Here is a 14,302-nt window from a genome sequence, read left to right as displayed (position 1 = left end):
ATGACTAATGACTAATGACTAATGACTAATGACTAATGACTAATGACTAATGACTAATGACTAATGACTAATGACTTAAATATCGAGTTGTTGCTGAGCGAGGTGATAGTAAAGTCCGCGTTCAGCCATCAATTCGTCGTGGTTGCCTTGTTCGGCTAAAATGCCTTTGTCTAGAACCAAAATGCGATCGGCATGACGCACCGTAGACAAACGATGAGCGATAATAAACGCAGTGCGATCGCGACTAATGCGGGCGAGATTTTGCTGAAACCTGCGCTCAGATTCGGTATCCAGCGAAGAAGTTGCTTCGTCCAAAACCAAAATTCGGGGATCGCCCAAAAGAGCGCGGGCGATCGCAATTCGTTGTCGCTGGCCCCCAGACAAACTCGTTCCCCTTTCCCCCACAGGAGTTTGATAACCCAGCGGCATATCTTGAATAAAAGCGTGAGCTTCTGCTAGCTTCGCCACTTCTATCGCCTGTTCCAAGCTTGCAGAATCCGCATCATTTCCGTTTTTATACAGCGTAATATTTTCCAAAATCGTTCCCGAAAACAAGAAACAATCTTGAGGAACAACACCCAACTGAACTCGCAGCGACTGCAAAGAAATGTGCCGAATATCGTGGCCGTCAATTGTCAGCCGCCCCTTTTCTGGATAATAGAAACCTTGCAGCAACTTTACCAAAGTGCTCTTACCGGAACCGCTGCGGCCAACAATTGCCACAGTTTCTCCAGCTTGCACCTCAAAGGAAAGATTTTGCAGCGTATTGCGTTCCTCATCCTGAGCATAACGGAAAGAAACATTGTCAAACTTGACGTTTCCCTGAATGCGAGGCAGCACCAGCATTGGCTTGTAAGGGCTTTCTTCAGGTTGGGCAGAGAATACATCATCCAAACGCTCGATCGAAACGAGCACTTCTTGAAACTCATCCCAAAGTCCTACTACAGACAGCACAGGAGAAATCACGCTCCCAATCATCATATTAAAAGCAACAAATTGACCGATCGTCAACTCATCTTGAATCACCAGCATTGCCCCGTACCAAAGCAAAGCCGTGCTCCCCAAAGTATTAATCCCACCCCCGATCACCTGCAAAGAATTAGCCAACTTCTGCCCGCGAAATTTAGCATTAATCATGCAGGTTAATTGGTCTTCCCAGCGCCAGCGCATTTCTCGCTCAGCAGCAGTTGCCTTAACCGTCGCCACCCCAGTAATCATTTCCACCAAAGATGAATTTTGCTTGGCACTTTCGGTAAAAATCTCCCGCGACACTTTTCGCAGAAATGGAGTTGCCACTAAAGTCAAAATCACGATCGGTGGAATCAAAGCCAGCACCAACAAAGCCAGACGCCAGTTATAGTAAACCATCAGTCCGATGTAAACTACAGCCATCAAAGCATCCAACCAAGCCGTAATAGCTTGGCGAGTCAAAAATGCCTGAATTTTTTGATTTTCCTGAACCCGCGTCAAGATATCGCCCACCTGACGAGATTCAAAAAACTTGATTGGCAAACTGAGAGTATGACTGATAAAGCCACTAATTAAAGTCAGGTCAATGCGGTTCGACAAATAATCCAGCAAATACTGTCTCGTTGCACCCAACAGCGTTCGCCAAACACTAAATAACAGCAGTCCGAGCGCAAAAACGTGCAGAGTTACTATGCTTTTGCTGACAACCACTTGGTCGAGAATTACCTGGGTAAATAGGGGAGTAACTAAACCAAATACTTGGAGCAACAAAGAGAGGAGCAGAATTTGGGCGATCGCAGCGCGGTATGGCCAGACTATGCCAACAAAATCTTTAATTTTAATGCCTTGATGTTCGGCAGCGTGATTGCGGTAGAGTTCCGCTGTCGGGTCTAAAATTAGGGCATACCCAGTCCAATTTTCGGTAAAACTTTTAATGCTCATCCACCGCTTGCCCGCAGCCGGATCAGCCACTAAAACCTGTTGATTTTTAAAGCGGTAAACTGCCACGTAGTGATTGCCTTGCCAGTGAGCAATCCAGGGATTTTGATTTCGCAGGGGAGTTAAAGAAGCTCGCACGGGACGGGTTTGAAATCCCATCCTTTCCGCTGCTTTTGCCAGACTCTTGAGCGACGCGCCGCTGCGGCCGATTTCTGCCAATTCGCGCAAGTAATTTAGGCTGAATTTTTTACCCCAATATTCGCTAATCATCGCTAAGCAAGTAGCTCCACAGTCTGCTGCACTCTGTTGTTGAATGAATGGGTGTTTGCTGCTAAACCAGCGCCTCTGCTTGGGTTTGGGAAAGCTGATGATTCCGGCTGCGGGTTTTTTCTGAGCAACTGCGGTTAATTTTGATGGCTCAGTTTGTGAGGTATATCTGGCATCCTGGGGCGACGTTACTAAGCTTAAAATGGGAGGTTTGCGGATGATTTTAGGGCGGGAATTGCTTTCGGAACTAATTCGCGCTTTGGCGATTTCCCACTGTTCGCTGCTAAGCTGGTAAATTAGCAGATCTGTTACCGCTATCCAGTCGCTCTTTATGTCTGAATATTCCCAGTTCCTGCCGATAATTGGCGCTGCTTGACCTTGAATTTGACCGCTGCGGAGCCAAAAATTATTGTTGGAGTTTTGGCAATGTTCAGCGAGGGAAACTCCTGCGGGAACTCGACTTTCTTCTATGTAAGGAAGTAAGTGCGGCCACAGAAGCTGTTGTTGGTGGGGAGGGCGCGATCGCAAATCAGTTTGTGTCTTGAAAAATATTAACCGCTGTCGCTCTTGAAATTCTTGCTGCAAGTGCTGTTGCAGTTGCGGGAATTCTTCTAAAATAAGCTGCATTGTGGTGGCCGCAATTCGACCGATTTGGCAAGTGCCAGCCGCAATTGCCCTGTAAGGCAGTCCGCTTTCAATAAATCGGTTATCTGTCCCAAATATTGCTCCGACTTCCAGTACCACCGCCGAAATTTCCTGCTGTTGAGACGCTTCTACCGCTAGCAGTCTGACTCTTCCCTCGCAAACTAAATAAAAATTGCGATCGCTCTGTTCTTTTTCAAGAAAATTGTTGCTATCTGATGTTTGATATTGAGTGATTTCATCTCCGAGCTGAAACTCGCAAATTTCACACGCTGTATTTAATTTCGCCACTAATGTCGGTTCTGCACCGACTTCCTCGAAAATTTTCTGAATAGCCGGGAAATTTTCCAAGGCTTCTGGGGTTTTAAAAATGTGATTTTTAACCCCTAAATTTTTTTTCATAACTCACCCTGTCAAAAATTTGAAACAAATTTTTTGAATGACAACTAACCCGGTTATGAGCAATTTTTATTGGTTTAGTTGCAATTTAGTTGGCTTAAAAACTGTTGGTCGATATGTCCGACTAACACCCCTTAGTTACGGCATCCCTTCAACGCCTTTAGGATATATAAAATTGCGTTTTTTCAGGATTGTGTGGTGATTACGTAAGTGTGGTTTTGGCTGGCTCTCAGTTTAACTTACAGAATCGTGATTTGGGCTACCTTTAAGGGCAATCTTTACCAAATCTTTATAAACTTACCGTAATTATACGGATATTTGTGAAGATTGTGTGAAGCTGGGGCAGGCAAATGTTGAGCCTGGCATACGTATATATACACAGAAATTGACATTCAGGATTCAAAAACCATCAATTTTTGATGCTTGTTTGTGAAGTCCAGATTCCGAACATTGTAAAGAAATATTGATTGCTGTTAGTTTGTAGCAGCCATTTAAGCAATTAATTCACCATCTAATCTGGGTATGTAACGAATTAAAGTAAAGTGGAAAATTCTGCTGTTGATAACGGCTTTCCATTTGGGGGTGACTTCTGTGATGGGCCAAACCCATCACTATCGATACCCATCACTATCCGTCTAAACCCTGATTAAAAGTATCGGTTTCTCTGCGTAACGAATTTTGTGCGATCGCACTCAGTGTATTTGTTCTCCAAAAGCATGGAATAGCGTAAAATCCAACAACCAACTACTGGAAATATCAGCGTCTAATCCGCCAACATCTTCTGTGCCGCTGTCCCTGGAACAAGTTCTCAAACATTTTTTTTGCTATGACTCTTTGATCCCGGGGCAGCAGGAAATTGTCGAAGCTGCTTTACAAAAACGGGATATGATGATTGTCATGCCGACGGGCAGTGGCAAGTCTTTGTATTTTCAATAGTAGAGACTATTTATGGGAGGAAGGCTACTCTTTGGCACATCTTAGCCGTATCATCTGTTATTTAGTTCACCCTACTTCATGCCGTTTCACCTAAGTTCTGCTCAATCAACGCCAGTGCTAGTAATTGAGCAGCCTGCACGTTACTCATTGCGACTTCCCAAATGCCTTTTGCACAATAGCTGTAAAAGTTACGAACAGGCAGAAACAATGAAAGCTACTGGTAAGGTGTATACAATTGATTTGGCTGGGAATCAGTATCAAAGCCCTCGCTACTTGCAAAGTCGAGCGAGGATTAACTCCCTCATCGACCATTATATGTCATTGGAAGTTTTGAGCGATCGACTTTCCGCTCTCCCCCAGCAATTTTCCACCCCGCATCCCCGCCCTTGGGAACCCATAGATTGGCAAGGAATCAATCGCAACCAAATTATTGGTGTCAAGCCAGAAATCTTTTTACAAATTTTGGCAAGTGCCGCAGAAATTGAAGCTCCCATCCGCAGCTACGGTAGAGAAAGTTGGTGCTACTTACAGCATATTTACCCGCAAATGGCAAGGTTTATGGGAGGAATCTTTGATGACAACGGCAAGATTTTAGAGATTGGTGTTTGGGAAAAAGAAGAACGCCAACATTGCCCGACATTTAGGAAAATTTACCAGCAACTTACAGGGGAAAAACTGCAAGTTAAACCGAACTCTGTGAATGGCTGTCAATCCACAGGTGACGCTTGGCAAGATACCTACAAACACGTGATTAGTCGCCTGAGTACCGAGTGGGGAGCTACTTCTGTTTATTTATGGTTGATGGTACACTCAACAGGAGCGTTGCAACAGGCAATTTCCCAGCCTTTACAGGATGAGATCAATCATTTGGCTAAGTTTTGGGGTTTCAGCCGCTGGGCATTCTCCCAGAGTTACTTCAATCAACTAAAAGGCTCTACCAAAAACCTGATTGCTTTGCTGAAACACCATCAGATTGAACGCACCCACGGCAACGATGTGTTTAATACTTCGCTCAGTCTCAAACAGCTTTCTTTGGTGTTGGAATTGACTTTTACATTCACACGAGTGATGGTGCGGCTGCGGCGCTGGAACCGGGAGCTCAGTCGCAGTTATCTCAGACATTTGTTTGGTACTGCGCCGATGGTTGATGCACCGCGCCATGTCGCTTAAACTAAGTTACCCCCTCGCTCGGCGGTTGAAACAAGGGCAACCACGGGGGGATTGCCCCTACTACATAAAATTTAGCCCCAGCAGAGAGGGACTAAGAAATAAGGGGCATTTAAGCCGGACTTGGTATTAGCAATCAGAGCGGAGGCTAGAAGTTATGAAGCATAAAATCTACGCTGTTGTCAATCTAAATCACAAAAAACTATTCGTTGGTGAAGCCGCTCATTTGACTATCAATTGGCCGCCTTTATTAGCTCGACTCAACAGCGGGAGGTATTCAGATACCGAATTTCAAGCTGTATGGAATCAGGAAGCAGACAAGCGCTTCTTTTCCTTTCACACTTGGCAAGATTTGGCGGATCTAGCTAATAGTTGTGACCTGGTAGGGTTGCCAAATTGTTAGACTTAAAGAGCCAATCAAAATTAAAAGGTAGTATAAATCATGCAAATTACGATCGACCTTCCCGACAATCTCCCCCTGACTGAAGCCGATGTGAGGATAGAATTGGCGATCGTACTTTATCAGCAACACAGCCTCAGTCTCGATCGAGCCGCTCAACTCGCTGTAATGTCTGTGGACGACTTCTACCAACTATTAATCAGCCGCCATATTGTCGCCCCGCCCGCAGATCCCAATGACGAGCCTGCCGAACTCGTCCTAGCCAGCCTCCGCACTTCCCTCCAGCAAATTAAAGAAGGCAAATTGCATCCTATTTCCGAACTGTGGGAAGGGATTGATTACTGACGAGACACCCCAAATCCAGATTGTCTTTTCCGATGAGTTCAAAACACGACTTCGCACTTTAATTAAACGCTACCGCAGTATCCGCACCGACCTAAAACCGCTACTTGATGAGCTACAGTCTGGCAACTTAATTGGCGACCAAATCCCCGGCACTGGCTACACCGTATTCAAAGTCCGCCTCAAAAACAGCGACATCCAAAAAGGCAAAAGTGGTGGCTACCGAGTTATCTATCAACTCAGAGGCGATACCTACATCTTACTCGTCGTTATCTACTCCAAGTCAGACCAAGATGACATCCCAGCAAATCAAATTCGAGACATTATCGATCGCACTTAAAAGCCAATAAAAACCTAAAAGTACCATAAATCATGCAAATTACGATCGACCTTCCCGACAATTTCCCCCTGACTGAAGCCGATGTGAGGATAGAATTGGCGATCGTACTTTATCAGCAGCACAGCTATCGCGACTGAAGTATTGAAGTGCGATCGGGCGTCATTTTCAAGTTTTAGGGTTTAGGTTCTGGTTCCCACTTACAGATAGACTCTGGCTTGAGAGGACAAGTCTTGGGTGCGCTCGGATTTCCGCTGAGGTAAAGAGCGGTCAGTTTAGTCAAGGATGCTAGCGGTTTGATGTCGTTGATTTGATTGTTGTTGAGGCCGAGCCCAGTCAGGTTAGTCAAGGATGCTAGCGGTTTTATGTCACTGATTTGATTGTTGTCAAGTCCGAGCCCAGTCAGGTTAGCCAAGGATGCTAGCGGTTTGATGTCGTTGATTTGATTGTTGTTGAGGAAGAGAGCAGTCAGGTGAGTCAAAGATGCTAGCGGTTTGATGTCCCTGATTTGATTATTATCGAGGAAGAGAGTAGTCAGGTTAGTCAAAGATGCTAGCGGTTTGATGTCCCTGATTTGATTGTTAAGGAGGTCGAGAAGAATTAGGTTAGTCAAGGATGCTAGCAGTTTAATGTCGTTGATTTGATTTTCGCCGAGGCCGAGCCCAGTCAGGTTAGTCAAGGATGCTAGCGGTTTGATGTCGCTGATTTGATTTTTGGTGAGCCAGAGCCAATTTAGTTTAGTCAAGGATGCTAACGGTTTGATATCGCTGATTTGATTTTTGGTGAGCCCCAGTTCAGTCAGTTTAGTCAAAGATTCTAGCGGTTTGATATCGCTGATTTGATTTTTGGTGAGGCCGAGATCAGTCAGGTGAGTCAAGGATGCTAGCGGTTGGATGTCCCTGATTTGATTGTTTTCGAGTTTGAGCCTACTCAGGTGAGTCAAGGATGCTAGGGGTTGGATGTCCTTGATTTGATTGTTGTAGAGGAAGAGATCGGTCAGGTGAGTCAAGGATGCTAGCGGTTTGATGTCCTTGATTTGATTGTTGTGGAGGTAGAGCCGAGTCAATGTAGTCAAGGATGCTAAGGGTTGGAGATCGCTAATTTGATTGTTCCAGAGTTCGATCGCAGTCAGTTTAGTCAAAGATGCTAGCGGTTTGATGTCACTGATTTGATTTTTGTAGAGCTTTAGTTCCGTGAGAAGAGAAAGTTTCCGATCGGCCGCCTCGCACTCAGTAGTTCCCGCTTTCTGCAACAGCACCTCAACAGTATGTTTAGCTTCAGGACTCAAATTAGCTTTTTGGCGACACCAATCCGCAAATGTTCTGTTTCCCGATCGCGTTTCTTCAGCCTTCGCTCCAAGTGCATTTCCCGATAATGCTACGATCGCACTAAAAGCAACTACTATCAACCTTGATAAATTAATGTGTTTCTCTGCAACTATAAATTTCATCATCTTGTAAGTCTAATTTTTTGAATAGACAATGGCAGGTGGGCAAACTGTCACGAGACTGCCAGATAGTTCTAAAATAGCTCTCATATTAAACTTGTAGCCAATAACTTTATCTGCACAAACCCTATGAACAGCACAGCATCTTACGCATCATCTCAAATCACCGATCGCGATCGCGCGAACCTCAGCAAGCTAATCGATTACAGTTCCATTCGATCGATACCCGAAATTTGGGCGATCGTCAAACAACAATTCGGTCAAACCGTCGCCCTCCACGACCCCCACAGCCAGCCCGAAATCAAACTCACCTACACCGACCTCTACCAACAAATCCAGCAATTCGCGGCCGGCCTCCAAGCCCTCGGCATTGAACCACATCCAGGAGAAGCCGTCCCTCCCCGCGTCGCCCTCTTCGCCGACAACAGCCCCCGCTGGCTGATAGCCGACCAAGGCATCATGATGGCCGGGGCGGCCAACGCGGTTCGAGGCGCCACCGCCGACCCCGAAGAACTTTTGTACATCATCCAAGACAGTGGCAGCACCGCCTTGGTAGTAGAAAACCTGGCATTACTGAAAAAACTGCAACACCGCCTCCCCGATTTACCCATTCAACTCATCGTCCTCCTCTCCGACGAAGAACCGGAAACCAGCCAAACCCTAAGTACAGCCAAATTTTCCCAAGTCATGACCACAGGGGCAAACCGTCCCCTCAAACCCACCAACCACAAGCCTCAAACCCTCGCCACCCTCCTCTACACCAGCGGCACCACCGGCAAACCCAAAGGCGTTATGCTGACTCACGGGAATCTGCTGCACCAAGTCACCACCTTCGGCACAATTCTCCAGCCCGAAGCCGGCGAATCTGCCCTCAGCATCCTGCCCAGTTGGCACGCCTACGAACGCAGCGTCGAATACTTCCTGCTTTCCCAAGGATGCACCCAAATTTACACCAATATTCGCTATTTCAAACAAGATTTTAAAGCCTACAAACCCCATTACATGATTAGCGTTCCGCGCATCTGGGAATCGATTTACGAGGCAGTACAAAAGCAGTTTCGGGAACAGCCAGCCAACAAACAAAAATTGGTTAACTTCCTGTTATCTGCCAGCCAGCAATACATCGAGGCGCGCCGCATTTTCCAAGGATTAACTCTTAGTTTGAAACCGGCTTCTGCTTCCGAAAAACTAATCGCCCGCACCAAAAGCATTCTGCTGTCGCCCGTACACGCCCTTGCCGAAAAATTGGTTTACAAAAAAGTCAGGGAAGCTACAGGGGGACGCTTAAAATGGGCGATTAGCGGCGGCGGTTCTTTGGCCACGCATTTAGACAATTTCTTTGAAATAGCGAATATCGGCTTGTTAGTGGGATACGGTTTAACCGAAACGTCCCCGGTTTTAACCGTCCGCCGCCCTTGGCACAATCTTAAAGGTTCCGCGGGACAGCCTCTAGCCCATACGGAAATTAAAATAGTAGACCCAGAAACCAGACAGCAACTGCCAACAGGCCAGCGCGGCTTGGTATTGGGCCGCGGGCCGCAAATTATGGCAGGTTATTATCTTAATCCCCAAGCGACTGCCAAGGCGATCGACTCCGAAGGCTGGTTCGACACCGGCGACTTGGGCTGGCTGACACCGGGAAACGACTTAATCTTGACCGGGCGGGCCAAAGATACGATCGTCCTCAGCAACGGTGAAAACATCGAACCCCAGCCCATAGAAGACGCCTGCGTCCGCAGCCCCTACATCGACCAAATTATGCTAGTAGGTCAAGACCAGAAATCCGTCGGCGCCTTAATTGTCCCCAATGCAGAAGCTGTGCAGAAATGGGCAGAAACTCAGAATCCCCCTTTACACGAAATTGACTGGAATAGCAAGACAATTCAAAATTTATTCCGCAAAGAATTGAACCGAGAGGTGCAAAATCGCCCTGGATACCGCGCGGACGATCGCATCGGCCCGTTCCGGTTGATTCAGGAGCCATTTTCGATCGAAAATGGAATGTTGACCCAGACCCTGAAAATTAAGCGCCCGGTTGTGACGCAACACTACCGCGATATGATTGACGGGATGTTTTGAAATATTCGCAGGACTTGGGGAATGGAAAAGAAAAAATTATCCCAACACCCGAGTCCTGAGTCCGAGTCCTCAGTCCTGGGCCATTAGTTCATATTTACCAACTAATGGCCCAAGACTAATGCCTAATTCCTAATTGACAAGCAACAACTTTATGGAACCACAATTACTCTTGAAGCGATCGATTAACGTTAAAGTCGTCGTTACTCCCCGCTGGAAAGAAGAAGCTCAACAGCAACTCCAAGCCCAAATCAACCAAATAGACTCTCAGCTACAACAGTTAGAAATGCAAGGGCAGCGGATGGTTTCAGAAATCAAACAGCAAAATCTACAGCCCCCAGGCCCGCAAGTACAGCAGCAAATAGAAAACATTCAAGTGCAGGTGAATCAAAGAAAAAGCGAACTGCTAGAACAGAAAAACCAAAACCTGCAACAGCTTCAGCAAGTGCAGGTGCTAGACCTCGAGCAAGAAGTGAGTCAAGGTCAAATTGACGGCACATTCACTGTCGGGCTGGGAGAAAACTTGATTCAAAAAATGCAAGTAGAAATTCTCCTCCGCGACGGCATAGTCGAAGAAATTCGAGGTGATATTTAGAAATTGGTAAGTGGTAATTGGCGATCGGTAATTGGCAATTGATTTTGAGTCAACAGTCACACATCAAGAATTCGAGAGACTGGCATAATAATAAGTATTGCCGGTGGCCGGTCGCCAATTATCAATTGCCAAATACCGATTACCTATTACCTATTACCAACACACAAGGACTTTTTACAGATGATTCGCGAAGTTTTCATGCCAGCCCTGAGTTCGACAATGACAGAGGGCAAAATTGTTTCCTGGGTCAAATCCGCCGGAGACAAAGTAGAAAAAGGCGAAACGGTGGTAGTCGTTGAATCCGACAAAGCCGACATGGACGTGGAGTCTTTCTACGAAGGCTATTTAGCAATAATTATCGTACCTGCGGGCGAAGTTGCTCCGGTGGGCGCAGCAATCGCCCTCGTAGCAGAAACAGAAGCCGAAATCGCCACAGCTCAGCAGCAAGGAGCCACCGCCCCAACCGCCGCCCCGGCTCCCAGCCCCGCTCCTGTCAGCGCAGCTACATCGTCAGCAGGTTTGCAGCAAAATGTTAGTCGCCAAAATGGCCGCAGCGTCGTTTCTCCCCGCGCTCGCAAGTTAGCCAAAGAATTTAAAGTAGATTTGAATTCTATCAAAGGCAGCGGGCCCAACGGTCGCATTGTCGCAGAGGATGTGGAAGCAGCCGCCGGCAAAGCTCAACCCGCTCCGGTTCAGCAAGCGGTAACAGTCCCCGCAGCACCCGCACCCGCCCTCGCCGCACCCGCACCCGCCAAACCCGCACCCGCACCAGTCCCGGCGATCGCACTTTCGGGCCAAAAAGTACCGATGAACGCGCTGCAAAATGCGGTAGTGCGGAATATGGAAGCAAGTTTGAGCGTGCCGTCTTTCCGCGTCGGTTACACAATTACTACTGATAATCTCGACAAACTCTACAAACAAATTAAGTCGAAGGGCGTCACGATGACGGCTATGCTGGCGAAGGCTGTAGCAGTAACTTTACAAAAACATCCTCTGCTGAATGCTTCTTATGTGGAGTCCGGGATTCAATACCGTGCTGATATTAATGTGGCGGTAGCTGTGGCGATGGACGGCGGTGGTTTGATTACGCCGGTGTTGCAAAATGCCGATCGCCTCGATATTTATTCGCTCTCGCGCACTTGGAAGGATTTAGTCGATCGCGCCCGCACCAAGCAGTTGAAGCCTGATGAGTACAGCACGGGAACTTTCACTCTTTCCAATTTGGGAATGTTTGGTGTAGACAAGTTTGACGCGATTTTGCCCCCGAATCAAGGCTCGATTTTGGCGATCGGTTCTTCGCGGCCGCAAGTAGTGGCAAACGAGGATGGTTTGATGGGAGTGAAGCGCCAAATGCAGGTGAATATTACTTGCGATCACCGGATTATTTACGGTGCTGACGCTGCATCTTTCTTGCAAGATTTAGCGAAATTAATTGAGACAAATCCTCAATCTTTGACCCTTTAACCAGTTGACTGTCAACAGTTAACTGTCAACAGTTAACTGTTGACAGTTGACTGTCAATCAGCTAAGAGTTTATAATATTCAATCTACTTTTATATCGCTCTAACCCAAAATAAAATCAACGCTTACTTCAAACTCAGTAAAAGCTAGCGGCGCCACCATTTCTCCCCGCTCAAACTTTTGCATTGAAGTATAGCCATTTGCCGTCGGAAAACGGTAAACTTCTAAACAATTAATCTCAAGATCCCACAACCATACTTCTTGAATACCAGCACGAGCATAGTTAGGTACTTTCACATCGCGATCGAAATCAACAGTGCTATCAGAAACCTCAACTAACAACAAAACTTCAGATGGTACTGGATGTGCAGTAGCATAGTAGTCAGCGCGAGGTTGCAGCAATACAATATCCGGTTGAGGTTCGGTGCGTTCAGTTAACTGGATCGGGTCTTGGGCGCCTATAATCGCACGTCTTCTCTCCAAATCGGAGAACACAGCGATCAGGCGCTTTACACAACTTGCATGACGAGTACCAATTGCAGCCATTTGAACAATTTCTCCTTCTATCAATTCTACTCGGTCATCTTCGCTCAAAATGCCAGCCTCACCCATTAGGTGATATTCTTGTACTGTAAATAGCCGTCTTTGCATCTGAACAGACATAACTATTCTCCTTATTCAACAGTTGTCTAAACTTTATCATTGTTGCCAGTAAGATTCAACCTACTGGCTCTATGTTCTGTGCAGCTTCATATTAAATTGGTATAACCACCAACTAATTACTCGATCGCACTGTCAAAACTTGCGGCGGCGTCGCATCCGGCGGATACAAGAAATCCACCTGCACCAAACGGCGTTCCCCCGGCTTCATATTCACATTCACCAAAGGTTCCCCCTGCTGTCCCCGCCGTTGCACAATGTGAATGTAGCGCGTCAAAGTCTTGCCCGTATCATCCTTAAACATCACCCGCACCGTACCTCGGAAAAATATCCGATTTTCAGGAGGGTCATAAAACATCAATCCCCCCGATTCTGTATTTGCTTTAATCGGTGTTTGCATTTTAATGCTAACAGATTGAGACTCGCGAGATTTGTTATAAAGCGGAAAAGTTAAGTTGTATTGAATCCCGTAATTACCGTGAGCAAAATAAGCAGTATCGGGATAACGAGCTAACATTTTAGCGCTTTGAACTTGGCCAGTCCCAAAAGTACCCGTGTCCGTTGTGCTCAAAGCATAGGAAAATGACTCGCCGCGCTTGGGAATCGTTAAATAATCAGTTCTCGAATTGTCCGTAATTTTAGCTTGCCACTGGGAACCTTCCGCTACTCCCGCTACGCGGCCATAAATTTTTTGCACCGGATTTTCGCCTCTGGGAGTTGGTGCTAAATCTCTCGGGCCCGCTAAACCTTTGGTATTTAAGATATTTTCCCACTCTTCTAATGTGGGATATTGCTCTACTCCTTCTGGAGTTGTAGGAGCAAACATCGCTAAACTAGCGACATAAACCGAATTGCTGCTCGACATTCGCATCAAGGTCGATCGACCATTGGAAGAAGGCGTCACATTCCCCACGGGTATCGGCAAATTCATCAGCATTCGGCTCTGATTGGCCGGAATCTCGATCGCAGCGGGCAAAATGGCTTGTCTGAACCCCCGCAATACATCGCTCGTGATGCGGCTTCCAGGCCCCGCAAACACAGTACCGAATCGATTCTCTAAATACGACGGCAAATCGACAAACAAAGCATCCGGCCGAGTTAAATAGGTCGCTCCTTGCAATACTTTTAAAGTAACAGGTTCGGAGTTGGGATTGTGGACAATTATTCCTTGAAATAAGGTGCGAGTTTCGGCGCGATTTTTAGCTTTGGCGATGTGGTGGGCAAAGATGTCAAATCGACCTTTGAAGGGAAAGTTTAAGTGTGCAGAAGGTATTTGTTTTCCTTCCTGTGGAAATGTGGAGAGCAAAATGCCTTCGGTTTGCACAACTTCGGGGCTGTTGCTATTGAAAACCGGGATGCTGTCGAGTTTTCCCGGTAAAACGCGCACTTGCTGAGGCACCGTCAGGGTTTTCAGCGGGCTCCTGCTTGGCTGTGGCGGCAAATCCAGTTCGTTTTCGGGTGCGGGGGCTTCTGGGTCGATGATCAGTTGTTGTTGGGCGGGAGGTGCGGCGATTGTTTGAGCTAGGGGGAAAATTGGCAAAAACATTGCTGTGAGCGCGTTTAACTGAACTTGCATTGATATTTGACCGATCCTCTGGGAGGACTCCGCTAACGGGCGATCGACACAAAACTTTACCACAAGTTGGTTGATGTGTTTGAGGAATT

11 protein-coding genes and 1 pseudogene are annotated in these 14,302 nt (G+C 46.7%); 8 read left to right on the top strand and 4 right to left on the bottom strand.

The genetic code is table 11. From position 1 onward, the window contains the following. Window positions 1-75 precede the first annotated feature (75 nt). Window positions 76-3,219 (bottom strand): peptidase domain-containing ABC transporter, encoded by a 3,144-nt coding sequence (locus QT979_RS19775; RefSeq protein WP_333311461.1) that lies wholly within the window; start codon window positions 3,217-3,219, stop codon window positions 76-78. A gap of 750 nt (window positions 3,220-3,969) precedes the next feature. On the opposite strand from QT979_RS19775, the pseudogene QT979_RS19770 reads away from it, so the two are divergent. The 5 genes and pseudogenes from QT979_RS19770 to QT979_RS19750 all read left to right on the top strand — a co-directional run. Further along, a pseudogene (locus QT979_RS19770) lies at window positions 3,970-4,149 on the top strand (DEAD/DEAH box helicase); the annotation flags it as partial. 210 nt (window positions 4,150-4,359) lie between these two features. Continuing rightward, entirely contained in the window at window positions 4,360-5,322 is a 963-nt protein-coding gene (locus QT979_RS19765) for a hypothetical protein (protein ID WP_333212845.1), read from the top strand. Window positions 5,323-5,476: 154 nt separating this feature from the next. Next, window positions 5,477-5,722, top strand: a complete 246-nt coding sequence (locus QT979_RS19760; protein ID WP_333212847.1) for a hypothetical protein — start codon at window positions 5,477-5,479, stop codon at window positions 5,720-5,722. Between the two features lie 39 nt (window positions 5,723-5,761). Next, window positions 5,762-6,064 (top strand): UPF0175 family protein, encoded by a 303-nt coding sequence (locus QT979_RS19755; protein ID WP_333311460.1) that lies wholly within the window; start codon window positions 5,762-5,764, stop codon window positions 6,062-6,064. Then, the gene (locus tag QT979_RS19750) at window positions 6,054-6,401 is read left to right on the top strand and encodes a type II toxin-antitoxin system RelE/ParE family toxin (protein WP_333311459.1); all 348 of its coding nucleotides are present in this window, start codon (window positions 6,054-6,056) and stop codon (window positions 6,399-6,401) included. The genes QT979_RS19755 and QT979_RS19750 overlap by 11 nt, the downstream gene beginning before the upstream one ends. 172 nt (window positions 6,402-6,573) lie before the next feature. Here QT979_RS19750 and QT979_RS19745 read toward each other — a convergent pair whose 3' ends face one another. Then, window positions 6,574-7,851, bottom strand: a complete 1,278-nt coding sequence (locus QT979_RS19745; RefSeq protein ID WP_333311458.1) for a leucine-rich repeat domain-containing protein — start codon at window positions 7,849-7,851, stop codon at window positions 6,574-6,576. Window positions 7,852-7,974: 123 nt separating this feature from the next. Here QT979_RS19745 and QT979_RS19740 point away from each other — a divergent pair, with 123 nt between their 5' ends. From QT979_RS19740 to QT979_RS19730, 3 genes are all read left to right on the top strand, one after another. Continuing rightward, complete coding sequence (locus QT979_RS19740) at window positions 7,975-9,924, top strand: long-chain fatty acid--CoA ligase (RefSeq protein WP_333311457.1); 1,950 nt, start codon at window positions 7,975-7,977, stop codon at window positions 9,922-9,924. A gap of 151 nt (window positions 9,925-10,075) precedes the next feature. Next, a complete protein-coding gene (locus QT979_RS19735) occupies window positions 10,076-10,516 on the top strand; it encodes a YlqD family protein (protein ID WP_242722909.1) in 441 nt (146 codons plus the stop codon). A 180-nt stretch (window positions 10,517-10,696) separates the two neighbouring features. After that, window positions 10,697-11,980, top strand: a complete 1,284-nt coding sequence (locus QT979_RS19730) for a dihydrolipoamide acetyltransferase family protein (protein WP_333311456.1) — start codon at window positions 10,697-10,699, stop codon at window positions 11,978-11,980. Between the two features lie 99 nt (window positions 11,981-12,079). Here QT979_RS19730 and QT979_RS19725 read toward each other — a convergent pair whose 3' ends face one another. After that, window positions 12,080-12,640: a Uma2 family endonuclease gene (locus QT979_RS19725; protein WP_333212857.1), complete on the bottom strand. Its 561-nt coding sequence runs from the start codon at window positions 12,638-12,640 to the stop codon at window positions 12,080-12,082. Window positions 12,641-12,752: 112 nt separating this feature from the next. Further along, window positions 12,753-14,213 (bottom strand): DUF3370 domain-containing protein, encoded by a 1,461-nt coding sequence (locus QT979_RS19720; protein ID WP_333311455.1) that lies wholly within the window; start codon window positions 14,211-14,213, stop codon window positions 12,753-12,755. Between the last annotated feature and the right edge of the window lie 89 nt (window positions 14,214-14,302).

The organism is Microcoleus sp. w2-18bC1, assembly GCF_036700365.1.
Lineage (GTDB): Bacteria > Cyanobacteriota > Cyanobacteriia > Cyanobacteriales > Microcoleaceae > Microcoleus.
The sequence above is the reverse complement of the archived record's forward strand: the minus strand, read 5'-3'. Positions and strand labels throughout refer to the sequence as shown.

Coding starts and splice junctions, on each gene's coding strand:
- QT979_RS19775 (WP_333311461.1), bottom strand. CDS start 3,219: ATGAAAAAAAATTTAGGGGTTAAAAATCACATTTTTAAAACCCCAGAA.
- QT979_RS19765 (WP_333212845.1), top strand. CDS start 4,360: ATGAAAGCTACTGGTAAGGTGTATACAATTGATTTGGCTGGGAATCAG.
- QT979_RS19760 (WP_333212847.1), top strand. CDS start 5,477: ATGAAGCATAAAATCTACGCTGTTGTCAATCTAAATCACAAAAAACTA.
- QT979_RS19755 (WP_333311460.1), top strand. CDS start 5,762: ATGCAAATTACGATCGACCTTCCCGACAATCTCCCCCTGACTGAAGCC.
- QT979_RS19745 (WP_333311458.1), bottom strand. CDS start 7,851: ATGATGAAATTTATAGTTGCAGAGAAACACATTAATTTATCAAGGTTG.
- QT979_RS19740 (WP_333311457.1), top strand. CDS start 7,975: ATGAACAGCACAGCATCTTACGCATCATCTCAAATCACCGATCGCGAT.
- QT979_RS19735 (WP_242722909.1), top strand. CDS start 10,076: ATGGAACCACAATTACTCTTGAAGCGATCGATTAACGTTAAAGTCGTC.
- QT979_RS19730 (WP_333311456.1), top strand. CDS start 10,697: ATGATTCGCGAAGTTTTCATGCCAGCCCTGAGTTCGACAATGACAGAG.
- QT979_RS19725 (WP_333212857.1), bottom strand. CDS start 12,640: ATGTCTGTTCAGATGCAAAGACGGCTATTTACAGTACAAGAATATCAC.
- QT979_RS19720 (WP_333311455.1), bottom strand. CDS start 14,213: ATGCAAGTTCAGTTAAACGCGCTCACAGCAATGTTTTTGCCAATTTTC.